Source organism: Mesobacillus subterraneus, assembly GCF_000934845.1.
Taxonomy (GTDB): Bacteria; Bacillota; Bacilli; order Bacillales; family Cytobacillaceae; genus Mesobacillus; species Mesobacillus stamsii.
Genome location: NZ_JXIQ01000092.1, coordinates 1 through 24,049, shown reverse-complemented (window position 1 = coordinate 24,049; position 24,049 = coordinate 1). Strand labels below are relative to the sequence as shown.

General features: G+C 41.3%; 21 protein-coding genes and 2 riboswitches. Of the genes, 16 read left to right on the top strand and 5 right to left on the bottom strand.

From position 1 onward, the window contains the following. The first annotated feature begins 13 nt into the window (after positions 1-13). The 7 genes from UB32_RS11640 (at position 14) to UB32_RS11610 (ending at position 9,618) form a co-directional block, all read left to right on the top strand. The gene (locus UB32_RS11640) at positions 14-1,420 is read left to right on the top strand and encodes a SpoVR family protein (protein WP_044393982.1); all 1,407 of its coding nucleotides are present in this window, start codon (positions 14-16) and stop codon (positions 1,418-1,420) included. Between the two features lie 157 nt (positions 1,421-1,577). Next, positions 1,578-2,489, top strand: coding sequence for a cation diffusion facilitator family transporter (locus tag UB32_RS11635; RefSeq protein ID WP_044393981.1), 912 nt, complete (start codon positions 1,578-1,580; stop codon positions 2,487-2,489). 90 nt (positions 2,490-2,579) lie between these two features. Next, positions 2,580-2,948, top strand: a complete 369-nt coding sequence (locus tag UB32_RS11630; RefSeq protein ID WP_044393980.1) for a YidH family protein — start codon at positions 2,580-2,582, stop codon at positions 2,946-2,948. A gap of 94 nt (positions 2,949-3,042) precedes the next feature. Beyond that, the gene (locus tag UB32_RS19045; protein ID WP_084221817.1) at positions 3,043-5,418 is read left to right on the top strand and encodes a sensor domain-containing protein; all 2,376 of its coding nucleotides are present in this window, start codon (positions 3,043-3,045) and stop codon (positions 5,416-5,418) included. Between the two features lie 28 nt (positions 5,419-5,446). After that, positions 5,447-5,546: riboswitch (guanidine-I (ykkC/yxkD leader) on the top strand. 81 nt (positions 5,547-5,627) lie between these two features. Further along, on the top strand, positions 5,628-5,951 hold the full coding sequence (sugE, locus tag UB32_RS11620; protein WP_044393978.1) for a quaternary ammonium compound efflux SMR transporter SugE: 324 nt from the start codon (positions 5,628-5,630) through the stop codon (positions 5,949-5,951). 761 nt (positions 5,952-6,712) lie between these two features. After that, positions 6,713-8,509, top strand: a complete 1,797-nt coding sequence (locus UB32_RS11615; protein ID WP_044393976.1) for a TIGR04190 family B12-binding domain/radical SAM domain protein — start codon at positions 6,713-6,715, stop codon at positions 8,507-8,509. A gap of 161 nt (positions 8,510-8,670) precedes the next feature. Then, positions 8,671-9,618 (top strand): cation diffusion facilitator family transporter, encoded by a 948-nt coding sequence (locus UB32_RS11610; protein WP_044393974.1) that lies wholly within the window; start codon positions 8,671-8,673, stop codon positions 9,616-9,618. 44 nt (positions 9,619-9,662) lie between these two features. Here UB32_RS11610 and UB32_RS11605 read toward each other — a convergent pair whose 3' ends face one another. Further along, on the bottom strand, positions 9,663-11,009 hold the full coding sequence (locus tag UB32_RS11605; protein WP_044393972.1) for a hemolysin family protein: 1,347 nt from the start codon (positions 11,007-11,009) through the stop codon (positions 9,663-9,665). Between the two features lie 455 nt (positions 11,010-11,464). On the opposite strand from UB32_RS11605, the gene UB32_RS11600 reads away from it, so the two are divergent. Continuing rightward, the gene (locus UB32_RS11600) at positions 11,465-12,532 is read left to right on the top strand and encodes an ATP-binding protein (RefSeq protein ID WP_052807020.1); all 1,068 of its coding nucleotides are present in this window, start codon (positions 11,465-11,467) and stop codon (positions 12,530-12,532) included. 27 nt (positions 12,533-12,559) lie between these two features. On the opposite strand, the gene UB32_RS11595 is transcribed toward UB32_RS11600, so the two are convergent. Continuing rightward, the gene (locus tag UB32_RS11595; protein ID WP_044393970.1) at positions 12,560-13,120 is read right to left on the bottom strand and encodes a GNAT family N-acetyltransferase; all 561 of its coding nucleotides are present in this window, start codon (positions 13,118-13,120) and stop codon (positions 12,560-12,562) included. Between the two features lie 121 nt (positions 13,121-13,241). Here UB32_RS11595 and UB32_RS11590 point away from each other — a divergent pair, with 121 nt between their 5' ends. Then, on the top strand, positions 13,242-14,510 hold the full coding sequence (locus UB32_RS11590; RefSeq protein WP_044393969.1) for a dicarboxylate/amino acid:cation symporter: 1,269 nt from the start codon (positions 13,242-13,244) through the stop codon (positions 14,508-14,510). Positions 14,511-14,553: 43 nt separating this feature from the next. Here the strand turns inward: UB32_RS11590 and UB32_RS11585 are convergent, their stop codons facing one another. Then, positions 14,554-15,687, bottom strand: a complete 1,134-nt coding sequence (locus UB32_RS11585; RefSeq protein WP_128721535.1) for a histidine kinase N-terminal domain-containing protein — start codon at positions 15,685-15,687, stop codon at positions 14,554-14,556. Between the two features lie 237 nt (positions 15,688-15,924). Continuing rightward, positions 15,925-16,031: riboswitch (TPP riboswitch) on the top strand. Between the two features lie 105 nt (positions 16,032-16,136). Between UB32_RS11585 and thiT the strand changes: the two genes are divergently transcribed. The 5 genes from thiT to UB32_RS11560 all read left to right on the top strand — a co-directional run bounded on the left by thiT (position 16,137) and on the right by UB32_RS11560 (position 19,915). Continuing rightward, entirely contained in the window at positions 16,137-16,718 is a 582-nt protein-coding gene (gene thiT / locus UB32_RS11580) for an energy-coupled thiamine transporter ThiT (RefSeq protein WP_044393968.1), read from the top strand. 206 nt (positions 16,719-16,924) lie between these two features. After that, on the top strand, positions 16,925-17,149 hold the full coding sequence (locus UB32_RS11575; protein WP_052807019.1) for a FeoA family protein: 225 nt from the start codon (positions 16,925-16,927) through the stop codon (positions 17,147-17,149). Continuing rightward, positions 17,149-19,158, top strand: a complete 2,010-nt coding sequence (gene feoB, locus UB32_RS11570; RefSeq protein ID WP_084221819.1) for a ferrous iron transport protein B — start codon at positions 17,149-17,151, stop codon at positions 19,156-19,158. Before UB32_RS11575 ends, feoB begins: the two co-directional genes overlap by 1 nt. Before the next feature lie 21 nt (positions 19,159-19,179). Further along, positions 19,180-19,341, top strand: a complete 162-nt coding sequence (locus tag UB32_RS19490) for a FeoB-associated Cys-rich membrane protein (RefSeq protein WP_084221816.1) — start codon at positions 19,180-19,182, stop codon at positions 19,339-19,341. Positions 19,342-19,450: 109 nt separating this feature from the next. After that, positions 19,451-19,915 carry a helix-turn-helix transcriptional regulator gene (locus tag UB32_RS11560; protein ID WP_044393965.1) on the top strand — a complete coding sequence of 155 codons (465 nt, stop codon included), beginning with the start codon at positions 19,451-19,453 and terminating at the stop codon, positions 19,913-19,915. Between the two features lie 34 nt (positions 19,916-19,949). Here UB32_RS11560 and UB32_RS19040 read toward each other — a convergent pair whose 3' ends face one another. Further along, entirely contained in the window at positions 19,950-20,468 is a 519-nt protein-coding gene (locus UB32_RS19040; RefSeq protein WP_052807018.1) for a universal stress protein, read from the bottom strand. A gap of 155 nt (positions 20,469-20,623) precedes the next feature. Here UB32_RS19040 and UB32_RS20030 point away from each other — a divergent pair, with 155 nt between their 5' ends. After that, a complete protein-coding gene (locus UB32_RS20030) occupies positions 20,624-20,797 on the top strand; it encodes a hypothetical protein (RefSeq protein ID WP_157841625.1) in 174 nt (57 codons plus the stop codon). A 182-nt stretch (positions 20,798-20,979) separates the two neighbouring features. Then, on the top strand, positions 20,980-23,283 hold the full coding sequence (locus UB32_RS11550; RefSeq protein WP_084221815.1) for a transglycosylase domain-containing protein: 2,304 nt from the start codon (positions 20,980-20,982) through the stop codon (positions 23,281-23,283). A gap of 227 nt (positions 23,284-23,510) precedes the next feature. On the opposite strand, the gene UB32_RS11540 is transcribed toward UB32_RS11550, so the two are convergent. Further along, positions 23,511-23,834, bottom strand: a complete 324-nt coding sequence (locus UB32_RS11540; protein WP_044393963.1) for an HPr family phosphocarrier protein — start codon at positions 23,832-23,834, stop codon at positions 23,511-23,513. Between the last annotated feature and the right edge of the window lie 215 nt (positions 23,835-24,049).

The following is a 24,049-nucleotide window of genomic DNA, read 5'->3' as shown; positions in this document are numbered from 1 at the left end:
GAAAGGGGGAGAGATGGTGTCGGAAGAACAAAGGTCGCTAGAATATGCCATTTCTGAAATTACTGAAATTGCGAAGGGATTCGGGCTGGATTTTTATCCGATGCGGTATGAAATTTGTCCTGCCGAAATCATCTATACATTCGGTGCTTACGGAATGCCAACGAGGTTTTCGCATTGGAGTTTCGGGAAACAGTTCCATAAAATGAAGCTTCATTATGATTTAGGGCTATCAAAAATTTATGAGTTGGTGATCAATTCGAATCCTTGTTATGCTTTCCTGCTCGATTCGAATTCGCTTATCCAGAACAAATTGATTGTTGCTCACGTACTTGCTCACTGCGATTTTTTTAAAAATAATGCTCGTTTTCATAATACGAAAAGAGATATGGTTGAAAGCATGGCGGCAACTGCTGACAGGATCCGCAAATATGAAATCGAACATGGAAAACAAAAGGTAGAGTCCTTTCTCGATGCTGTGTTGGCGATTGAAGAGCATATTGATCCTTCTTTGATGAGGCCAAAGCTCGCAAGGTCCATGGAAGAGGATGAAGGCGATGAGGAGCCTGTTTCGGCAACGACTCCTTATGATGATCTTTGGAATCTGGAAACGAAGGATGTCCCGCCAAAAGAACGCAAAAAGAAATTTCCGCCGAGACCAGAGAAAGACCTCCTTTTGTTCATTGAAAGCTACAGCCGGGAATTAGCTGACTGGCAAAGGGATATCCTAACGATGATGCGCGAGGAAATGCTCTATTTTTGGCCGCAGTTGGAGACGAAAATCATGAACGAAGGCTGGGCATCTTATTGGCATCAGCGCATCCTCCGCGAGATGGATCTAACTGGCGGAGAATCCATTGAGTTCGCCAAATTGAATGCTGGTGTCGTTCAGCCTTCGAAAACAGGAATCAATCCATATTACCTGGGTATCAAAATTTTTGAAGATATTGAAGAACGGTATGATCATCCAACGGAGGAAATGAAACGTCTTGGTGTCAAACCTGGTTCAGGAAGGGAAAAAATGTTCGAAGTCCGAGAGATTGAATCGGATAGTTCATTTTTACGTAATTATTTGACTAAGGATCTGGTGATGCGTGAGGATTTATATCTCTTTCAAAAGCAGGGGAGAGAATACAAAGTCGTGGACAAAGCATGGGAGCTCGTTCGTGACCAGCTCGTAAGCATGAGAGTAAATGGCGGTTTTCCTTATTTGACAGTAACCGATGGCGATTATCTTAAAAATGGCGAGCTTTATATTACACATGGCTTCGAAGGAATAGAATTGGACATTAAATACCTTGAAAAAGTTCTTCCCTATCTCCATCAGCTTTGGGGACGAAATTGCCATATTGAAACAGTTGTCGAAGGCAGGGCTATGCTTTATACGTACGATGGAAAAGGTGTTCACCGTAAATATTTATAAGTCTTGGATAATGCCGCTGAATATCAGCGGCTTTTCGTGTTTCAAGCTGATAATAAAGTGAATAGGAATAGATAAGCTAATAGTTGAACCATACTCGTAATTAAGTCATAATCATCTATAGGAACAATTGTTCATTTTTCGAAAGGAGGCTGGCAAAATGGGGCATAATCATTCACATAGTCATGGTCACAGTCATACAAACAATAAAAAGGCATTATTATGGTCCTTCCTTTTAATCGCAGGTTATATGGTGGTGGAAGGGATTGGCGGCTTTCTTACCAATAGTCTCGCGCTTCTATCCGATGCTGGTCACATGCTTTCTGATGCAGCTGCACTTGGGTTGAGTTTATTTGCAATGAAGCTTGGCGAAAAAAAAGCGACCAATTTGAAAACATATGGCTTTAAACGTTTTGAAATTATTGCCGCCGCACTTAATGGCTTGACATTGATCATTATTTCGCTTTATATCTTTGTCGAAGCGTATCATCGCATGGCTAATCCACCAGAAGTGCAAAGTCTTGGAATGCTGACCATTTCAGTTATCGGATTGCTGGTCAATATTTTGGCGGCATGGATGTTAATGCGTGGTGACAAAGAGGAGAATTTGAACGTAAGGAGTGCTTTTCTGCATGTATTAGGTGACATGCTTGGTTCAGTTGGAGCAATCGTTGCTGCATTGCTTATTTACTTTTTTGGCTGGGGACTTGCAGATCCGATCGCTAGTATATTCGTCGCAATCCTGATCATTATCAGCGGATGGCGGATTACTAAGGAGAGTTTTCATATCTTGATGGAAGGGACGCCAGAACAAATTAAATTAGCAGAAGTGAAAGAGGAAATAATGAAGATTCCACTAGTTAGAGATGTCCATGATATTCATGTTTGGTCGATCACATCAGGGGTTTTCATGCTTAGCGGCCATATTTCGGTTGAAGGAAAGGGAACACATGACCATGTCCTAAGAGCAGCGCAGACACTTCTGCATGACCGTTTTGGAATCGACCACAGTACGCTCCAAGTCGAAGCGGAGGAACAAGGTTGCCCTTGTGCGCATGAGCCTTGTAATTAGAGCATGTTCTATGCTTGATGAATAACGATTACTAATCGGGTGGAAAGATAACATAGGTAGGACAAGAGGCGGAATGAAAGTGAGGATGGAATGGAAGAGAACAAAACGCTTGAATCAAAATATATTCAACAGCATCTTGCGAATGAACGAACTTATCTTGCGTGGGTCAGGACATCCATTACTATTATTGGGATTGGATTTTTGGCATCAAGTCTGCATTTCAATAATATCAAAGAAGTAAGCCAACTTGCCGACACGATCGCAGTTTTTGTGAGCATCTTTTCCTTGCTAGTTGGTCTTGCCATCTTGGCTCTTGCCACCAGACATTATTTTTTCGTTCAGAGAAATATTAATAGCCAAACCTTCGAATCAGCAAATAGACTGATAAAAGTATCGACAGGAATCATCTTTTTTATATTCTTGCTGCTCGGATTGTATTTAATTTCTATTTTATTTTGATCTTGAATTTGTACTGCTAAAAATTCGCTGTTTATGGCCGATAAATGAAATAGAAGGAAAAGCAGCGATAAATAACGCAAAAGCAGAGGGCAGGATGGAGATCCCTTACATGTACATATTTGACGTAAAAACATTTGCCTTGACCATCGTATTTTTGATCATTTCCTTATTGATGGGGGTCGAATTTACTAGGCAGGTCAAAAAAAATCCGGTTCGAAAAAAACGAAGAAGTATTCTGTATTCTCTACTTCTGGCAGCTATCTTTTTATTGACACACTTATTTGTGATCATTTCAGCAGATATTCCTTTTTCAACGGACAACTTCTATTTATTCCTTCTACTGTTTTTTGGCATATGTTCGCTAGGTGCATACTCAGCTATGAGACTGTTGCAAAGCGATATTGCCACTACGCCACAGTATATTTATACAAGTATGCTGATCGCCACCACCATTCTGTTTGCAGAGTATACAGCCTTTCAGCTCATTTTTAGCGATGCAACGGAGATACAGTGGATGTTAGCAATGTTAAGCACGTTAATGGTAACAGTCACCTCTTTTTTGCTGGTCAGGTTTATAATCCAAATTACGAATGAGGATCTCTACGAATTTATAAAGAAATATAAGTATTTGGGGAGTATCTTTGGGGGAATGGCCCTAGGTGGTATCCCATATATTGTCTTGACTTCGATGATACCGACTATGGAAGAAGCTGGATTCCAATCTTTTTTGGCTCCCTTCCTTTATATGGCTGCCGCTAATTTCCTCTTTATGCTCATCCCTGATCTTTTCGGTGAAAAAATGATCTTAAAGAATGTCCAATCTCATTTATCCTTGTTTAGCCATAATCCAGATTCTGTTTTCAGGGTTGATTTACAAGGAATGATCCTGAATGTGAACAAAGAGGCAGTTGAGTTGACAGGCTATACAGCCAGTGAACTCACTGGTCTCGATTTTATCGAGTTGATTGCCGACCGCGAAGAAAGCGAGAAAATTAGAAAGTATTACCGGAAAGTACTCAACGGAGAGACAAAGGTAATTGAAACGACCTTAAAAAAAGCGGATTTGACCTCTGCTGAAGTGAGGATCACAGCTGTCAGAATCATCGTAAGGAATACGACTATTGGTGTTTTTGGAATTGTCAGGGATATTACGGAACAGAAAAAAACAGATAAAATGATTAAGTATCTAGCGTATCATGATGATCTGACAAACTTGCCGAACCGGCGACAGTTAGAGAAAGAGATGGCAAGATTGGATAGTAAGGGTGAAATTTTTTCGTTGATTTACCTTGATTTTAATCGTTTTAAAAGGATCAATGATACATTTGGTCACTCGTTTGGAGATCAGATTCTTGAACAAATCGGCAGACAGCTTGCTAAAGTAACGCCAGGTAACTGCCTGACTTCTAGAATCGGTGGGGATGAGTTTGCGATTCTCGTGACAAAAGGGAATAAACCAGAAAGTGTAGCAGACGAGGTGGTTAAGGCATTCCAGACACCGGTCTTTGCCGGTGGAATGGAGTTTTTGATTACCGCAAGCATCGGGATTGCTCGTTTTCCGGATGATACAAGTGATCTTGAGGTTCTGCTGAAGTACGCCGATATGGCTATGTATAAAGCGAAGCAGAACGGGACAAATGATTTTCAATTTTTTGACAAGAGTATGGTCGATCAGGATGTCAATAAATTTGAACTTGAGAATGACTTGCGAAACGCAATCAAAAACGATTCGCTTACCGTATACTATCAGCCAAAGTACAATGCAAACACTAATAATATCACCGGGGCAGAAGCGTTGGCGAGATGGAAGCATCCTCGTCATGGCATGATTCCTCCTGGGGTGTTTATCCCGATTGCTGAAGAGGCGAACTTGATCGTATCCCTTGAAAGGCTGATTATCAGGCAGGTTTTCAGCCAGCTTGTTGTTTGGAAAGGGAAGAAATACCAGGTTCCGCGGACATCCATCAATATCTCAATCATTCATTTTTACCAGGAAGATTTCGTAAAGTTCATGCACCAATCTCTTATAGAGTATGATTTAAGTGGGGAATTGATAGAAATTGAAGTGACCGAAAGCATTATGATCAAAAAAGAAGATGGAATCAATGAACAGCTTCAGGCACTTAGGGAAATGGGGATTGAAGTCAGCATTGATGATTTCGGAACAGGTTATAGCTCCTTGAGTTATTTGAGTAAGCTTTCTGTTGATCGCTTGAAAATTGATCAAAGCTTTGTTGCCCATTCTCAGGAAAATAGTGAAATTATCTCTACGATTGTATCAATGGCAACGAACCTTAACTTGAAGGTCATCGCAGAGGGAGTGGAGACAGAATCCCAGATTGAATTGCTAAAGTCACTTGGTTGCCAGGAAGTCCAGGGCTATTACTATTCACCGCCGCTGCCCTCGGCAGAATATGAAACCAAGATGAACAGAGAGTTTCCTGAGAATGAACGCGTTCTTTTGACTTGAGACTTCCGTTATGATACTATTCCAAATATGAAAAGTCCTCTAGGGTTCCGCAGCTGCATGGCTGGACTGGTCCGAGAGAGGACACACAGGAACACCTGTGTACACGGAGGGAAAAAAACCCGGGAGATATCGATGGATATCTCCCGGGTTTTTTTACTGAAATTTCGTAACAAGGTGCCCTGAGTTTTTTATGAAAGGGAGGAATCAATATGGCGTGGATTTTTTTGGTGATCGCTGGCTTATTTGAAGTTGTATGGGCGATTGGCCTGAAGTATACGGATGGATTTACCAAGCTTTATCCATCGCTAATCACGATCGCTGGGATGGGAATAAGCTTTTATTTTTTATCCATGGCCGTTAAAACACTGCCGATTGGTACTGCTTATGCCATCTGGACGGGGATAGGTGCAGCCGGTGCCGTGCTGCTTGGAATCGTGTTGTTCGGAGAGCCGCGCAGTCTTCTGAGATTGTTGTTTGTAGCTTTCATTTTAATTGGGATCATTGGTCTGAAGGCAACTTCCGGAAGCAATTGATCTAGCCAAAAAATCAGGCATTTAAAGCGAAAAGATATGTCTGAAGGGATTTTTACTTTCCAGGAAAGAGATTGCCGAGGTGCAATCTCTTTTTTTTTAAGCATTTTCTTCATGGAAAATCTCTTTCGAATTATTACATTAGATGAGATAATCTCTTTCATTTATTATGAACTCCTTTTAAAAGTAAGTAAGTAAGTTAGTTGATTATGATTTAAGGTTACTAATAAGCTGTATTGGTGACCAAAAAATTGTAGAATTCCTGAACGGAGGAATTTCGTGGATGCAACCGGAAAAATGGTGAAATTCGCCGGAATATGCCACTAATCCTGCAACATATGAAGCTGACCAAAGAGCAGGCGGGCTCCTCTATTAGATGAACTAAAATCGAGAAAACAGGTCATCAAAGAGCTGTATTGGTGCTAAAAATGCCTATACACCTAGCATATGATCTCCGTTCTGAACAAGTTCTGTCTGAAGCAGGAGAAGGAAACGGCTAGTAGAAAGGTGCTTGCCACTAGGTAGTTGCGACAATCATAAAGGCGCTTGCGCTTTTCTTGCTATATCCACAAAATTTTCATAAATCCACAAACCCTTGTTATACATGATTAGGAAACGCTTTTACACTTTTAAGAACGCGGCAGTTCACAATATCGATACCTTTCTTTGTCTTCGACGAAGAGTGCTGGAGTTATGATAAAAGTGTCTTCAACTTGTTCTGTTATTGCAATTTTAATAGATTCTATATTTACGAGGTGAGTGCTTTGAAATTCGATTTAGTTCTTCTCCATGCACCAAGTGTATATGATTTCCGCAAGAATGCATTGTTGGCTGGCCCAATCAGTGATGTTGTACCATCATCTCCAGTATTTGAAATGTATCCAATTGGGCTGACAAGTATTGCAGAATATTTAGAGCGTCAAGGGCTGCGTGTGAAGATCCTCAATATCGCAAACAGAATGCTGATGGATGAGAGCTTCGATGTCGAAAAGAAGCTAAAAAAAATTAAGACACGGGCCTTTGGGATTGATCTTCACTGGCTTCCCCATGCACATGGCAGCATTGAGCTTGCAAAAATAGTCAAAAGGCTTCATCCAGAAATCCCGATCGTTTTCGGCGGGCTATCTGCCACTTATTACTATAAAGAATTGATTGAGTATCCCTTCATTGATTATGTCCTGAGAGGCGATTCTACCGAAAAATTAATGCTGCAATTGATGAAGTATATAAAATTTGGAACCTATCCGCTTGACGGAATTGCCAATTTAACATGGAAAGATAGCAACCAACCGGTTTACAATGCACTGAGTTATGTTCCAGATAGTCTGGATGAATTTGATATTCCTGGATACCGCTACACGATCAAATCGGTGTTTAAGTATCGAAACTTCCTAGATCCGCTTCCTTATAATGGCTGGCTGCAATATCCGAATACAGCGATTCTCACGGCAAAAGGATGCACCCAAGGATGCCTGATTTGTGGAGGCTCCAAGCAATCATACAAGGATAATTGCAATCGCAAAGCGCTTGCAAAGCGTTCCCCTGAGAAATTGATTGAGGACATTTTGTTCATCCAACGATTCAGCAGGGCGCCAATCTTCATTCTTCATGATATCCGCCAGGCAGGCAAAGAGTATGTGGATGATTTTTTCGAGAGGCTCAGTAAAATCAAGCTTAAAAATGAACTGGTTTTTGAACTGTTTCAGTTTGCAAATGAAGAGTACTTTGAAAAAATGGAGAAGGCTGTGCCAAAGTATAGCATTGAATTAACCCTAGAGACACATGATGAAAAAATTCGCCGATTCAATGGGAAATTCAACTGCACGAATGTGAAAGTCATTGAGACACTTCAGTCTGCATTAAAGCACAGCTGCAAAAAGATAGACATTTTCTTCATGGTGGGTATCCCGCATCAAGATACCCAAAGTGCACTAAAAAATGTCGATTTTTGTGAGGAAATTCATAATGCCTGCGGTGAAGATAAGCGGTTATCGTATTTTGTCGCTCCGCTTGCGCCGTTTCTCGATCCGGCAAGCCCAGCTTTTGAACATCCGGAGAAATACGGCTATAAAAAGTTCTGCAATACAATTGAAGATCATCGAAAAGCAATCACCCAGCCTTCCTGGAAATATATGCTTAGCTTTGAAACAGAATATATGACTAGAGATGAAATAGTCCAATCAACCTATGATTCTGCTAAAAAACTGAATGAATTCAAGTGGAAGTATGATCTTGTTGACAAGAAAACGCATGATGAAGTCATCGAAAAAATTGACAAATCACTGGAATATATAGAGAAAATTGATCAAATTGTTGCCCTACCTGAAGAAGAAAAAAATCGTCAGTTGGCCCTCCTAAGCAAGGAAATGGAGGAGGTCAACAAATACAGTATTTGCGGAAAGCATGAGCTAAAATGGGAAGTGAAAAAGCATTACGCAAATATCTTCTCTCTGACTTCGATTGGATTGGAACTCCTGGCAGAGGACATTTTAATCAATGTTAAGCAACGATTTAAAGCGGATCAAAAGCAACTTGCAGAAACTTCAAAAAGCCGAATATGAATAGCGAATCAAAAGCCGTCAGTGGACAATTCTGGTGGCTTTTTTTCTATTTTAAAAAATCTTTTAGGCAATCATTCGAGAACATCCATGTTTAAAGATGCTTGAAATGTGAAAAATATAAGAGAATCAGAAAGTAATTAGCGGATGGAGGAAGGGAATCGATGATAGAATTTTTAAAAAGAGGAAACAAATCCTCGGGAATTGCTGCGCTAGGAAATACATTCCTTGCCATCATTAAAGGAGTTGCGGCAGGTATCAGTGGAAGTGGTACGATGTTGGCTACGACCCTTCATTCAATTGCCGATGCTCTAAATCAATTTTTTGTATTCATTGGCAGTTCCATTTCAGAAAAGGAAGCAACTAAAAGGTTTCCAACCGGTTTTGGAAGGGTTGTGAATTTATTTGTACTTTTAGCTGTCATTATTATTTCTATTATGGCGTACGAAACAATCCTCAAGGGATGGGAACTGATTCAGCATCCAAAATCTTCTTCTAATATGTGGTTGAACGTACTGATCATGATAGTATCAGTTCTTGTCGATGGCAGTATCCTGATTAAGGCAATGAAGGAAATCTCCCATGAAACGAGAAGTGAAGCAACAGGTTTTGGGATAATCCCTAACGCTTTTAAAAAAGTAAGTTTTGCTGCGCCTCCGACAAGATTGGTATTCTATGAGGATTTAATCGCAACATTCGGTGCGCTGATTGCTTTGGTTTCCATTGTACTTGCTGATGTAACTGGCTTTTATTTGCTCGATGGCATTGGAACTTTATTAATTGGCATTTTGCTGGTTGGAATTGCTGTGAAGATTGGCTATGAAAATACCGTTGGCTTAATTGGTGTAGCGGCACCAAAGGTAGTGGAGGACCGGATTGCTCAGTTGATCCTGTCCGATCCAGATGTGGTGGATATTAATACACTAAGAATTATTCAAGAGGGTAGACAGTATCATGTTGAAAGCTATTTAGAACTTCGTAAAGGACTGACACTGGCAGATGCCGATGATATTAAGTTTAGGGTCCGGGATAAAGTGCTGGCAGATCCGGATGTGGACGATGTAGTCATGGGTATCATCGAAGCGGATGATGTCCAGACGTGGAAGCTTTAAAAAGATGAAAAAGCCCAGACAGTAAAATCTGTCCGGGCTTTTGATTAAGAGACTACTTCAGTCTTGTTTATAAAAAAATTTTCTGATGGTTCTCGTTCGGGTTGTTTTGTCACTTCAATATACTTGATGTGATGTTCTTCCATTTCAATGATTTTGAAATGGTACATGCCGAAACTGACCACGTCTCCCTGTTTTACTTCATAATTCTTGGTAAGGATCCAGCCTCCGAGTGTATCTACGTCTTCATCATTAATCTCAAGGGCAAGAAGATCATTTAGCTCGCTTACAAGCATTTTCGCATCAATAATATAGTGGCTTTCTTTAATTTTGCGAATCATAGGCACTTCATCCATATCGAACTCGTCACGAATTTCGCCTACAATTTCCTCCAGGATATCTTCAACTGTTACAAGTCCTGACGTACCTCCGTATTCGTCCATCAAGATCGCCATGTGAATGCGTTCCTTTTGCATTTTTACCAGCAAATCATGAATCGGAATGCTGTCAATGACTCTGATAATAGGGCGAATATAAGATGCGATTGCTTTTTTGCCGCGGTCCTGATCTTGAATCAAATCAGTCATGAACTCCTTGATGTTAACGAGACCGACGATATGGTCCTTGTCGCCATCAATGACAGGATAGCGGGTGAATTTTTCATCTTTTACAATCTGAAGGAAAGTCTCCAGTGAATCTTCCATCGACAAGGAAATGATTTCGGTACGTGGCACCATGATTTCCTTAGCAATCCTGTTGTCGAATTCGAAGATTTTATTTACATACTTAAACTCTGACTGGTTGATTTCGCCACTTTTTAAGCTTTCAGAAAGAATAATGCGCAGTTCCTCTTCAGAATGTGCTAAATCATTTTCTGAGGCAGGCTTAAGTCCGAATAGGCCAACTGTAAGGCGTGCAGATCCATTTAATATCCAAATAAATGGATACATAACCTTATAAAATAAGATCAGCGGACCTGCGGTATTCAACGATACCCACTCTGCTTTTTGAATTGCTAAAGTCTTTGGAGCCAATTCACCAATTACGACATGTAGGAATGTAATGGCTGCAAAGGCAATTCCAACAGACAAGATATGACCTAGAGACGGAGAGACATTCAGTCTAATGAACAACGGCTCCAGTAATTTGGCTATTGTCGGTTCTCCGAGCCAGCCAATAGCAAGGGCGGTAACCGTGATTCCCAATTGGCAAGCTGAAAGATATTCATCCAAGCCGCTAATGACTCTTTTGGCCAGTATCGCTTTTTTGCTGCCTTCTTCTATTAATTGGTCTATTCTGGAAGTTCGCACTTTAACGATCGCAAATTCCGAAACGACAAAAAATGCCGTTAGCGCAATTAAAATGGCAATCCAAACCAAGTTAAATATGTCCAAATAAATTCCCTTAACCCACAGATCTGCAGGTAAGGAGTCACCTCCTAGTAAATTAAGCTTTATTGACTTCAATTAAATAAATAAAATTTTTCAAGAATCTGCAACGGCCCATTTCCGCGGCTGGATCAGCCAAGGCCCATTACCTGTTATGCTGTTCCGTCCGCTCGGGTGCTTACATTCTTGATACGATAGTTTACCCCATCATACCACCTCAGCTTTATCATTTAAATGTAATTATATCATATCCGGAATAATTTCGGGGAAGATTAATATGATTATTACTATTGTATGAAAGAGATACATAATGTATGAAGTTCATCGTTTATTATAATAAAAAATTCTGACTTTAACAATTAAATGGATTCATAAGAGGAAGTAATGATCTTTAGTCAACTAGTGCATTTGAATGGAAATATATTTAAATATTCAGTAAGATAAACAAAAGGAGGGATTATATGGAAAATATTGTATTTGGTTTGGAAACGGAGCTTCAAAAGGAAGGGGAAAGCAATGAGCGAATTTGGGAAGAACCTTCCTTGCATTTCATTTGTAAAAGATCCATTGATGGCATCATAAAGTACGTCTCGCCGTCTGTACAATCCATGCTTGGCTATGCTCCTGATGAACTAGTCGGAAAACTATACACCTTATTCGTACATAATGAAGACTATAAAAGAATTGCTAAAATTGCGATGCCTAAAGGAGAAGATACTTGCAGCCTGACATACCGGATAGAGAGAAAGGATGGGGAATACATCTGGGTGAATTCTCAGATGTCTGTTACACGTGCCCAAAATACATACCAGCACTACGAATTGATTTCGATAAAGACTGATGATTCCGCCAAAGTAAACGTGGAGCATTTGATTCTGGAATATGAAAAGTTGAACGTTATTGGGCAGCTTGCAGCAGGGATTGCCCATGAAATTAAAAATCCTTTAACAAGCCTTAAGGGTTTTATCCAACTTATGAAAGCGGGAAGAGAACTGAATCATGGCTATTTAGCGATCATGGAAGAAGAAATTCAACGCATTGATGAGGTATCTAGAGAGCTGATGTTGATAGCGAAACCTCATAAGTCAAACTTTACTATTGTTAACATAAATGAATTAGTTGATGATGCTATCACCCTTCTTTATGCTGAGGCAGCGAAGAAGTGTGTCGAAATTATCAGAAAATCAAGAGGAAAGGATGCAATGTTTCTTTGTGATGGGAATAAAATAAAACAGGTGTTGATTAATTTACTGATGAACGCAATTGATGCTATGGACCTGCCGGGAAAGGTAAATATTTCGATTTCAAAAACAGAGGAAGACTTAACTATAAAGGTCGAAGATGCTGGCAAAGGAATTGCAAAAGAACATCTCGATAAGATTGGGACTCCTTTTTTTACAACCAAGGAAAACGGCAACGGTCTTGGCCTAATGGTTTGTCATAAAGTTATTGAAGAGCATAATGGCAAAATGAGTGTGCAATCAAGTCCCCAGGGAACAATATTCACAATCAGTCTGCCAATCCAGTAAATCGTTTGCCAGTATTGAATGTAAGTCTTAATAAAATCCAACAGACCCGCCGTTCCATTCTCTAGCCAGAAGGCCATAAACAATCAAGTCGTGAAAGTTCCCATTTAGGAATTCTGCGTCGCGCAGTATTCCTTCTTTACGAAAACCTAGTTTAACTGGTATTGCTATGCTTTTCTGATTTTCCTTCCCGCATCGTATTTCTATTCTATTTAGGCCATGTCCGTAGAAAGCGTGGTTAATCACAGTGCTAACAGCTCGGATGGTAATGCCTCTGCTTTGCCACTTTTCTCCTAAATAGTAGCCGATGCTTGCCTGCGAATTAGCCCAGTCGATCGAATGAAGGCTGATGCTACCGGAAAGGATACCTCTGTACCAGATTCCAAAGTGAAAGCTGCTGCCTTCTTGTAAACTTTTTTCCCACATTTGAATAGCAGAGAGAATCTGTGCAGGAGATTGAATTCCTTCTACCCAGGGAAGCCACTTGTGCAGGAACTTTCTGTTTGTGTCTACAAGCCAGAACAACTCCATGGCGTCCTGTGAACTAAAAAAGCGAAGGCTGATCTCAGAATCTGCTTTTAAGTAAGCCATATAACAACACCTCTAGTATCAGTTTATGAGGGAATTTATTCCTAATTTCGCACGGTGGTTTACAGAGAACATATGAGGGAATAAATCAATACATTCTTTTTTTTAGATTGGGAGGAATCGTATGAAACTGACGACAAAGATTTTGATTGGCCTTGGACTTGGTGCTATGACTGGGCTGATCCTTAACATCTTTTCACCAGAATTATTCACTGTTTTCGATAAATTCTTATTTACGCCGCTAGGTAAAATTTTCATCAATTTAATCAGCATGCTGGTCGTGCCAATTGTCTTGTTTTCGATCATTCTTGGGACAGCAGGGCTCGGAGATCCAAAGAAGCTCGGCAGAATTGGTTTTAAGGCTGTAAGCTACTTTTTAGCGACAACAGCGATTGCCATCATAATCGGCCTTGTACTAGCCTTTCTTATTAAGCCAGGGCTGATGGGGCAATTTGATACAACAGGAGCCGAATTTAATGCAGAAAAAGCACCGCCAATAAGCGAAACCTTTTTAAATCTTATTCCGGCGAATCCATTTGAAGCACTGACAAGCGGAAATATGCTTCAAGTAATTGTTTTTGCTTTGTTCATAGGAATAGCACTAACAGCTCTTGGTGATAAGACAAAAGGAATTGTAAATCTTGTTGAACAAGGCAATGCCATCATGATGTATTTAGTAGAACTTGTCATGAAATTTGCCCCATTTGGAACCTTTGGTTTGATTGCTACAGCGATCGGCAGCCAGGGATTCGATGCAATTAAGGCGATGGGGGTATATATGTTAGTCGTTGTTCTTGCATTAATCATCCATGCTGTCTTGACGTATGGATCAACCGTATACTTCCTTGGAAAAATGAATCCGTTCAAGTTTTTCAAAGGTTTCGCCCCAGCTATGGGAGTTGCATTCAGTACATCCAGCAGCAACGCAACACTTCCCGTTTCAATGGAAACTGCCCAAAAAAACCTTCGTGTTCCAGAGCAGGTAAGCAGCTTCGTTCAGCCTCTTGGGGCAACGATTAATATGGACGGAACGGCAATCATGCAGGGAGTAGCAACAATATTTATTGCACAGGTTTATGGCGTGGACCTTACGATGACGGAGATAGTGACTGTTGTGTTAACCGCAGTACTGGCAAGTATCGGCACTGCTGGCGTTCCTGGCGTTGGTTTGATCATGCTCGCCATGGTTCTCCAGTCTGTCGGCCTCCCGGTTGAAGGGATCGGCTTGATTCTCGGAATTGACCGTCTGCTGGATATGGCGCGTACAACTGTCAATATCACAGGGGATGCAGCGTGTGCTGTCATTGTAGCGGAAACGGAAAAAAAGCACTCCCTTCAAAAGGGAAGGAGCGGAATCACAAATACAGAGGATAAACGAACACTTGAATATTAAGAAAAAAATTGACCCTGCCAGCGCTGGCAGGGTCAAGATTATGTTATTCGTTCTCCAATCTAAGTAATGGCAAAAGCATAATGAAGGAAGTCTTATCCGGTTCGGATGAGCAGGCAAGAATGCCTTTGTGCTTCTCAATTATTTCCCGGCAGACAAATAACCCAAGACCAGTTCCAAGTGTTTTCGTTGTCACGAAAGGTTCAAAAATCGTCTTCAGCAGCTGGTCGGGAATGACCGGACCATTATTGGAAATCTCGATTTTTATATGTGTATCATTCACGAAGCATCCCTTGATTTCTATTTTAGGATCCGTACGGTACTGGCTCAGAACATCAATCGCATTGAAGATGATATTGATCAAAACTTGTCTGATTTCATCGGCATAGCCATACAATTCCATTTCATCCGCTACTTCCATGATAATTCTTACATTGGTGTCAAGGATGCTGGGATATAGGAAGTTCAATACCTCATCGATCATTTTATTTAAGGAAAAAAGACTTTTTTCCTTTCCAATTAATTCTTTTTTCGAAAGAAGTAGAAATTGAGAAATTCGGAAATTCAATTGTCCAAGCTCACTCGATATGATATCTAGATACTTCATATCCTCGTGTTCAGACTTCAATAGTTGAATAAATCCTTGGATGGAAGTTAGTGGATTACGGAATTCATGGATAAAACTTGATGTCATCTGGCCAAGCAATGTCAGCCGGTCCTTATGGGTAGAGTCGATAAATTGATTTTTTTCCTCAATGATTTTGTTTTTCTGTTCATTGTAATAAGAGACCGCATAATACAGGAAGGTATCAAAACAGTAATTAATGCGGTTGATTGCCTCCTGTATTTCAGGCCACTCAACATTCATTTTATGCAGATGCTTGTAGATGATCGATCGGCCTGAATTAACATTGAAAACAAAATCACCAATATTGATGTTTGCGTGAACTTGTTCCTCGCCTACCATGAAAGCAAGACTTTGGAGATGTTCTTCCAGCTCTTCCTTTGTGTCGGAAAAAACAGAGAGAATGATTTCATACATTTTCTCCGCGCTATTGGTTATTTTCTCTCTATACGGATCATCTTCCGAGACGATAATTTTAACAGTCCAATCGGCTATGAGTTGCTCCCTTTCGCTAATGAGGAAGCTAAACAATCGGTTGTCCATAATTGGCAGCATTTTTATGTAGTCCTCCAGTTTTTCTTTTCGGTATATAAATTCGCTGTAAAATCACGGAATCCCTTTGTCGAAAAATGAGAACATCCGTGGAAATGCGTCGAAAAGAAAAAAACGTGACAAAAGACCGATATTTTTGCTACTTTGATGGAGATTTTTCTAGGTTGATCGACATGGAGGTTCCCTTTTGACTTGTGATAGAATGGAAGAAGTAGTATATTCATAACGTAGAAATTAAATAATAACCACAAGGGGAGCTGCCATGTGTAGCTGAGAGTGAGCGCCCGAGTTCTTACCCTTTGAACCTGTTAGGTAATGCTAGCGAAGGAATGTGGATGCGATAGGAAAGCAATCTTGGGAGCCTATATCGATCCCTGATTGCTTTTTTTGTTACTGAAGCAGATAAGGCGTGTTGAAAACGGACCTCATTCTGAAAAGGAGGAGGAACAAAGATGAAACAAGAACAGACTCTATTTTTAGTGGAGATTGCGGTATTTTCGGCAATGGCTTACTTGCTGGATCTATTCTCCGGTTTTTTATTTTCGAGAATTTGGCCGCAGGGAGGTTCGGTTTCCATCGCAATGGTGCCGGTATTTTTGATGGCGTTTCGCTGGGGAATTAAGGGAGGGGCAATCACTGGTCTCCTGTTGGGGCTATTGCAATTCATCCTAGGCTTTTCGCAAATTTTCCATCCTGTTCAGGGAATCATCGATTATTTGATTGCCTTTACTGTTTTAGGATTTGCCGGTCTATTTGCCAAACAAGTCCAAGCGAATATCAAAAATGAAGATAAAAAAAAGTGGATTGGCTGGATCATCGCAGGTACCTTCGTGGGAAGCGCACTTCGCTTTATCGCTCACTTTTTTTCCGGCTGGGTCTTTTTCGGAGTTTGGGCACCAGAAGGACAGCCAACATGGCTTTATTCACTCATCTATAATGGAACCTATATGCTTCCAAGTATGATCTTAAGCGCCATTATGATCATTCTTGTTATTAGCTCCGCTCCGTCAAGGATGGTAAGATCGAATCAATAAAATATGAAATGCAAGGAGAGCTGACAATTCGTTCAGCTCTTTTTTTAAAAAATTGTCGATTTTATGGCGTTTTGGTTCTTCGTGATTTATATCACAGTAAAATAGATCAGTACCTGATTAAATAAAGATAATCATTCTCAATTAGTTACCTCAAGTCAATGATTTTCTGATACAATAAATTTAAGAAACTAAAAAAGGTGATGGCTATGCTGGGAAATCTTAAGACTGGTGAAAAGGGCCGGATCATGAATATTGCGGGAACGGATAAATTTGTCAGACGAAGACTGCTAGATTTCGGGATCGCTGAAGGATCAGAAGTGTGCATAAAATGCATTCTGCCTTTTGGCGGCCCGGTCATGGTGGAATCGTGCGGTCAATGCATCGGTATCCGCCGCAAAGAAGCATTACGGATCGAAGTGGAGCGGGTATGATGAATATCGCGCTTATCGGCAATCCAAATACCGGTAAAACTTCATTATTTAATAACTTAACAGGATCATATGAATATGTTGGCAACTGGAGCGGAGTAACGGTCGAAAAGAAAGTTGGCCTTTTTAAGAATGGAAAGGATCAGCTGATTGATTTACCAGGAGTCTATTCGCTCAATCCATTGTCGAAGGATGAAGGGGTGGTTACGAACTTCTTCCTGGAAGAATCTTTTGAGAAGCTTTTGAACATCTTGGATGCGTCCCAATTAAGGCGGAACTTACATCTCACCCTGCAACTTTTGGAATATGGAGCACCAGTCACAGTTGGGTTGAATATGCTGGACGTCGCAAAAAACAGAGGCATTCAAATCGATATTGAAAAGTTGTCAAAATCATTGGGTGTCCATGTTGCTCCAGTAGTGGCAAGGTCGGGAAAAGGCTGTAAGGAACTTGCGGAACTGGCAACAGGAGAAGCGACAGTGTCAAGCGAAAAAACGCTAGTCTATTATGGAAAAGCGATAGAGGAGGGAATTCTCCAGCTGGGACAGAAGCTGAATGGGAGGACAAGGCATCCTGTTCGCTGGCTGGCGATTCAACTGTTTGAGGGAAATCCCTATGTAAAAACCTATTTAACAACGTTTTTGCCAGAGGCAGAAATCGAATCCATTGTCGATTCAGTAACGGTTGCACAGCAGCAACAATCGGGCGGCATACAAGCGCTCGACCAGGTGATCCACCGAAAACGAAGTGATGCAATCGAAAAAATTGTGTCTGCAGCCACTACCATTCCAGTCGATGGGAAAATTCCTTTGTCGGAGAAAGTCGATCGGATCGTGACGAATAAATTCCTCGGGATCCCAATCTTTCTCTTCATGATGTACATCCTGTTTATGCTAACCTTTGACTGGCTCGGCTTCCCACTGTCCGATGCATTGGATGCAGTCCTATCCGGACCCGTTACAGCTGGAATCACAGCAGCACTTAACTTGGCAGGGGCATCCTCGTTTATTCAAGACCTTATCCTTGATGGAATTGTCGCCGGGGTAGGAGGAGTCCTGGTATTTGTACCACAAATTTTCATTTTATTCTTTTTCATTTCGCTGCTTGAAGATTCAGGGTATATGGCCCGTGTCGCACTGGTCATGGACAGGTTGATGGAATCTGTCGGCCTTAACGGGAAGGCCTTCATCCCAATGATGATCGGATTCGGCTGCAATGTACCAGGGATCATGGCAGCGCGGACGATAGAGACACCAAAAGAGAGATTAATGACCATCCTGCTGACGCCGCTAATGTCATGTTCAGCAAGGCTTCCTGTATACGCATTGTTTGTCGGTGCGTTTTTCACAGGCAACAAGGCTGCTGTCGTTCTTAGTTTGTATGTACTAGGAGTTGCAGTGGCACTGATTCTGGCCAAGGTCTTTTCAAAAACATTGCTGAAAGGGGAAACATCCGTTTTCGTTATTGAGCTGCCGCCATACAGAATGCCGCAGGCAAAAGCACTTTGGAGAAGCACCTGGGATAAAGGAAAAGGCTTCGTAAAAAAAGCCGGAACATTCATCTTTGCAGGTTCTGTGCTGATTTGGCTGCTCGCCTATGCTGGTCCCGAAGGCGTGAATGTCAGCATGGATGAAAGCTATCTGGCACTGCTAGGAGGAATCTTTGCGCCTCTATTCGCTCCGATCGGATTCGGAACATGGCAGGCAAGTGCTTCCCTTTTCACTGGTTTCCTGGCGAAGGAAGCGATTATTTCCACCATGAACATCATCTACTTTGTGCCAGATGAAGCAAGTCTTCAAGGGTTGCTCGCGATTCATTATACCCCACTTGCTGCTTATAGCTTCATGGTGTTCATTCTGCTTTATATCCCTTGTCTTGCGACTACCGCGACCATTTATAAAGAAACAGGCTCTAAACGCTGGACTGCCTTTTCAATCGGCTATGCGCTAGTCGTCGCTTATCTGTTGTCGCTAGTCATATACCAGGGCGGAATGCTGATGGGATTTAGCTAACAGCTAAAGGAGGAAAGGAACATGATCGCAAATATTGTAATTGGCGGAGCCATTTTCGGATATGCCGGCTGGGCCTTCTATCGATTCATCCAAAAATCAAAAGAAGGAAAATGTGCTGCTTGCTCTATCCAAAGCTCCTGTTCAAGCAACTGTAGCGTTAATCAGAAAAAACAGGTCAAATAAGGGGAAAAGAGGATTCGGAATTGTTTTATTTTATTCTGAGTCTTTTTTTGTTGAATTTCGAGCAAGTAAGTGTAAAATTACACTAAAAGAATGAAGAAGGATGAAGCGGATGACGAGAGATGAAATCATTAGCAGGGTTTCGGAGAAATTGAGGATCCTTAGAGCAGAAGTAGGTTATACCCAGGATAAAATGGCTGACATCATTGGAATCTCCAAAAAGACCCTTGTCCAAATCGAAAAAGGCAGAGCACAGGCCGGGTGGTCCATTGTCGTTACTATCTGTGCATTGTTTAGGGAGACGGAGTCGATTCAGTTTTTGCTCGGCAATGAACCGCTTGAGGTGCTCGAAACGATTGCTCATGAAGGTACAGATTACCGAAAAGAAAAGACGTTGGGAGGGAAAGTCTGGTGGCGGGAAATCGCCAGAGTTGGTGGCTTTGTCATGCAGCAAAATATTCTCAGCCAGCATTACAGGATCGTCGATCAAGATGATTTTCGGATTTTTAGCAGTTTTGAAGAAATAGAAACTAGGCATCGTTTGAAGGAACTTGCTTCAGAAGCAATGGATAGTTAGAGAGCCGGGCACCTTTTCCCCGGCTCTTCCACTGTTATTTTGCTATAAGCACATGACAATGAGCATGACTTGCAACCTTTTGACTTACACCTCCGAGGAGCTTCCGCTTGATTCCTTCATTTCCTGACTTCCCAATAATAATCAAATCTGCATCGACTTCCTTTGCATATTCCAAAATACTTTCCGCCGGATTTCCTTCTAAAATAGAAAAATCACTGTCCATATGAAGGGATTCCAATTCAGATTTGATCGTTTGGAAGACTGTTTCCGTACTATGCGTAATAATTGCGTGCTCTGATTTGTCAAAAGCACCTTGTTCTGTGGTTAAAGGAGGAACTTGGAGTCCGTCTGCAGGAAAGCTGGCAATTGGCAACGGCATACTTGGTTGGTCAACTGAGTCGATCAGTTTATTTTTTACTTTTTCTTCATATACATGACCAACAAACAGCTTGATCCCGTCTAAGTTTCTAGTAAGTTCCTTCGTTAACTGAAGGGCCTTTTGAGCACCAGCGGAATCATCATAAGCGAGAACCACATTTTTCATTGCGGCCATATTCTTCTACCTCCAAGGTTCGTACTTCTTTTTCTTGTCCTTACCCGTTTTTCCAAAAGAACTAACATGAAAAAAATTGGGTAAACCCTCATAAATGATCAAAAAGCGACGAAACTTGTTGTAAATCGTTTATTTTGAGATAAGGAGTGGCCTATATGGGAAAAGATTCTCAAAAGGCAATACATCCGACAATACGGAAATGCCTGCAGCACCTTGATGTCATCCAAGCAGATGACAAAACAAAACAGATCGTTTACATGTATATGGAAACGCTTCTCCGGGAAAGGGATAGGGCTGCTGAGGAAATGGAGAAAAAGGAAATAAATTAATGTAGGAAAGGATCACTCGCGTATTTGGCGATTGGTCTTTTTTTAGCAAAATGTGTTAATTCCTTTTGAATAATGGGTAAAAGAAAGTGTTCTGTTTCTAAACTATTTTTAAAAGGTTGGGGTGCTCAGTGAGCAAAAATTTACTAGCAGCACGTTTTTTAAACGGCTGGAAGAGGTTTCATATGAACCAAGTGCTTGTTTTGTCAGTTTCAACAGCAATACTGGCATTCTTGAGCTTTTTCCATGTTTATTCGGAGGGGGCAGACATCAGCGCATTGAACGATGACATGGCCCAGTCTACTATCATTTACGATGTCAATGGAGAGGTCGCAAGCAAAATTTCGGCAGTGAAAAACGAAGGGATCAAGATTGAAGCTGTCCCGGACCATGTCAAAAATGCAGTCATTGCCATCGAGGATCACCGCTTTTATGAACATTCTGGGGTGGATCTTGTTGGAATTTCGCGGGCTTTTGTACAAAATATCAAGGCAGGCAGCATTGTGGAAGGTGGAAGTACGATCACGCAGCAGCTGACAAAGAATGCTTTGCTTTCGAGTGAAAAGACATACAAAAGAAAGTTGGAAGAATTCTTCTTGGCCAGGGAAATCGAAAAGCAATATTCCAAAGATGAAATCATGCAAATGTATCTGAATCGGATTTATTTCGGTAATGGCTCATGGGGCATCAAAGAGGCGGCAATGGGCTATTTTGGCAAGGATGTAAAAGATCTTTCCATAAGCGAAGCAGCTTTGCTTGCGGGACTGATCAAGGCACCATCGGCTCTCGACCCACATAAGAACTATGATCAGGCCATGGAGAGAAGAAATCTTGTTCTGCAAATGATGAAAACGAACGGATTTATTAAGGAAGAGGAATACAATCAGGCAGTTGCTGAAAAAATTGCCCTCAATAAAAATGGCGAAGACCCGTTACGCGGCCGCTACCCTTTTTATGTAGACCATGTTATCGAAGAAGCCATAAAAAAATACGGTCTAACTCAGGAAGATGTACTGACTGGCGGACTGAAAATTTATACCGAACTCGATAGAACCATGCAGTCAGCGGTGGAAGCCACTTATCAGAAAGATGAAATATTCCCGAAAGGAACAGAAAAACAACTAGTCCAAAGCGGCGCTGTATTGGTCGATCCAAAATCAGGAGGCATCCGTGCTCTTGTAGGCGGCCGCGGGGAACATGTATTCCGTGGGTATAATCGAGCTACCCAGCTAACAGCACAGCCCGGCTCAACCATGAAGCCGCTTGCCGTATATGCTCCAGCGGTGGAAGAAGGCTGGGATGTTACCGACATGCTTAAGGATGAGGAAATGGAATTCAAAGATTACAAACCACATAATTATAATGATCAATATAAAGGCGAGGTGCCGATGTATGAAGCACTTAGGGACTCCTTGAATGTGCCTTCAGTCTGGCTTTTGAATGAGATCGGAATTGTCAAAGGGATGGAATCTGTCAAGAAGTTTGGAATACAACTCGATCCACAAAACGATCGGAATTTAGGTCTGGCACTAGGAGGTTTATCGAAAGGGGTATCTCCCTTAACGATGGCTGAGGCATACTCGTCGTTTGCGAACAGTGGTGAGCGGTATGAAACGCACGCGATTACGAAGATCGTAGATAAGGAAGGCAAGACAATTGTGGAGTACAAAGGGAAAAAGAGCAAGGTTGTCTCAAAAGAAACCGCAGAAAAAATGACGACTATGCTGCTTGATGTTGTTCAGGATGGAACAGGAAAAGGAGCACAAATCCCTGGCAGGGAATTAGCTGGAAAAACGGGATCTACCCAAGTTCCGATTCAAGGAATAAATGGAACAAAAGACCAGTGGTTTGTCGGCTACACTCCCCAGCTTGTCGGGGCTGTATGGGTTGGTTACGATAAAACCGATAAAGAACATTATTTAACGACGACAAGTAGCGAAGGAGCCGCTCTGATTTTTAAAGATTTTATGTCAGAGGCCTTGAAAAATACAACAGCAGAGTCCTTCGGTGTCCCTCCACTTTCAAAATATATAGAGGAACATAAGCAGCAGCAGCGTGCCAAGTCTCTAAAGAAATTAGAAACAATAATTAAGAAAGAATCAGAAAAACTGAAGAAGCAGTGGGAAGAAGCAAAAGAGAAGCTGAAGAAAAAAGATGAACCAAAAGCTAAACCCGATAAGAACAAGGAAAAAGACAACATAACGGAAGCCGCTACGACAACCGAAACTGGTGACAGCAAACCCGAAACCGAAGATAAAAATGATGCAGGAAATGGAGAAGATAACGGAGGAGCAGCAGACGCCGGAGCATCAGGAGATACTAATGGTTCAGGTGCAGGGGATACTGGAGGAACAGGGGAATCTGGAGGTGCAGGAGATGCTGGTGGAGGAACAGGGGATACTGGTGGTGCAGAAGATGCCGGAGGAGGATCAGGAGAAACCGGTGGAACTGGCGAGGATGGATCAAATAGGGAAAAAAACAATAACTAAATGGAAACAGCACGGGATTCCTGTGCTGTTTTTTTAAATTTTGAAGCAGCAGCACAAACCATTTTTGCTTTATCCTAAACGAAAAAAAAAGAGGCTAGCCTAGGCAGCCCTTTTCACTAAACTTATAACAAACTAAACAAGAAACCGATCACGACAATTGCCCCAATGATCATTAAAATAGTTCTAACCACAAAATATCACCTCAATTTTATTATGCTTAAATACAACTAAATTTGAAAAGATTCGGTAGTCTCAATCAGATGCTTGCGCTTCACCCGTAAAACAGAAGCTTCATTTGATACCAATTTTGTCAGCAGTGTCAATTTAGGTTCTACATCGATACCTTCCAAAATTATTTTTAAAGTCGTATTTGGTTCAACAGTTAACAAGAAGGATACAAGCTTGGATAAAGAGGTTGCCTCAACTGCCTTTTGACGACTGTAAAGGTAAGTAGTCCCATCCAATTTGCTGGCAGTCTGATAAATTTCAAGCATTTTCTTCATTGTAAATTTCTTTTCGACCAATACATTAGATGAGATAATCTCTTTCATTTATAATTAACTCCTTTAAAAAACTTTTTAAGTAGGTTAGTTGAATATTACCCCGTAATCGTGGTTTGAAAACCTTCATGGAGTTAAATGGGCGATGTTGGCAGAATTGGCGATTGCAAATTCCAGAAACCGGAAAAAGAGGTAACCAATGAGCCGTATTGGTGCCCTGAATCTCCAGAAACCGGAAAAAGAGGTAACCAATGAGCCGTATTGGT

Excerpts from the sequence above, each read along its gene's own strand:
- UB32_RS11575 (WP_052807019.1), top strand. The coding sequence starts at position 16,925 with ATGCTGGGAAATCTTAAGACTGGTGAAAAGGGCCGGATCATGAATATT.
- UB32_RS11590 (WP_044393969.1), top strand. The coding sequence starts at position 13,242 with ATGAAACTGACGACAAAGATTTTGATTGGCCTTGGACTTGGTGCTATG.
- UB32_RS11560 (WP_044393965.1), top strand. The coding sequence starts at position 19,451 with ATGACGAGAGATGAAATCATTAGCAGGGTTTCGGAGAAATTGAGGATC.
- thiT (WP_044393968.1), top strand. The coding sequence starts at position 16,137 with ATGAAACAAGAACAGACTCTATTTTTAGTGGAGATTGCGGTATTTTCG.
- UB32_RS11630 (WP_044393980.1), top strand. The coding sequence starts at position 2,580 with ATGGAAGAGAACAAAACGCTTGAATCAAAATATATTCAACAGCATCTT.
- UB32_RS11640 (WP_044393982.1), top strand. The coding sequence starts at position 14 with ATGGTGTCGGAAGAACAAAGGTCGCTAGAATATGCCATTTCTGAAATT.
- UB32_RS11540 (WP_044393963.1), bottom strand. The coding sequence starts at position 23,834 with ATGAAAGAGATTATCTCATCTAATGTATTGGTCGAAAAGAAATTTACA.
- UB32_RS19490 (WP_084221816.1), top strand. The coding sequence starts at position 19,180 with ATGATCGCAAATATTGTAATTGGCGGAGCCATTTTCGGATATGCCGGC.
- UB32_RS11585 (WP_128721535.1), bottom strand. The coding sequence starts at position 15,687 with ATGCTGCCAATTATGGACAACCGATTGTTTAGCTTCCTCATTAGCGAA.
- UB32_RS19045 (WP_084221817.1), top strand. The coding sequence starts at position 3,043 with ATGGAGATCCCTTACATGTACATATTTGACGTAAAAACATTTGCCTTG.
- UB32_RS11595 (WP_044393970.1), bottom strand. The coding sequence starts at position 13,120 with ATGGCTTACTTAAAAGCAGATTCTGAGATCAGCCTTCGCTTTTTTAGT.
- feoB (WP_084221819.1), top strand. The coding sequence starts at position 17,149 with ATGAATATCGCGCTTATCGGCAATCCAAATACCGGTAAAACTTCATTA.
- UB32_RS19040 (WP_052807018.1), bottom strand. The coding sequence starts at position 20,468 with ATGGCCGCAATGAAAAATGTGGTTCTCGCTTATGATGATTCCGCTGGT.
- UB32_RS11610 (WP_044393974.1), top strand. The coding sequence starts at position 8,671 with ATGATAGAATTTTTAAAAAGAGGAAACAAATCCTCGGGAATTGCTGCG.
- UB32_RS11635 (WP_044393981.1), top strand. The coding sequence starts at position 1,578 with ATGGGGCATAATCATTCACATAGTCATGGTCACAGTCATACAAACAAT.
- UB32_RS11550 (WP_084221815.1), top strand. The coding sequence starts at position 20,980 with ATGAACCAAGTGCTTGTTTTGTCAGTTTCAACAGCAATACTGGCATTC.
- sugE (WP_044393978.1), top strand. The coding sequence starts at position 5,628 with ATGGCGTGGATTTTTTTGGTGATCGCTGGCTTATTTGAAGTTGTATGG.
- UB32_RS11600 (WP_052807020.1), top strand. The coding sequence starts at position 11,465 with ATGGAAAATATTGTATTTGGTTTGGAAACGGAGCTTCAAAAGGAAGGG.
- UB32_RS20030 (WP_157841625.1), top strand. The coding sequence starts at position 20,624 with ATGGGAAAAGATTCTCAAAAGGCAATACATCCGACAATACGGAAATGC.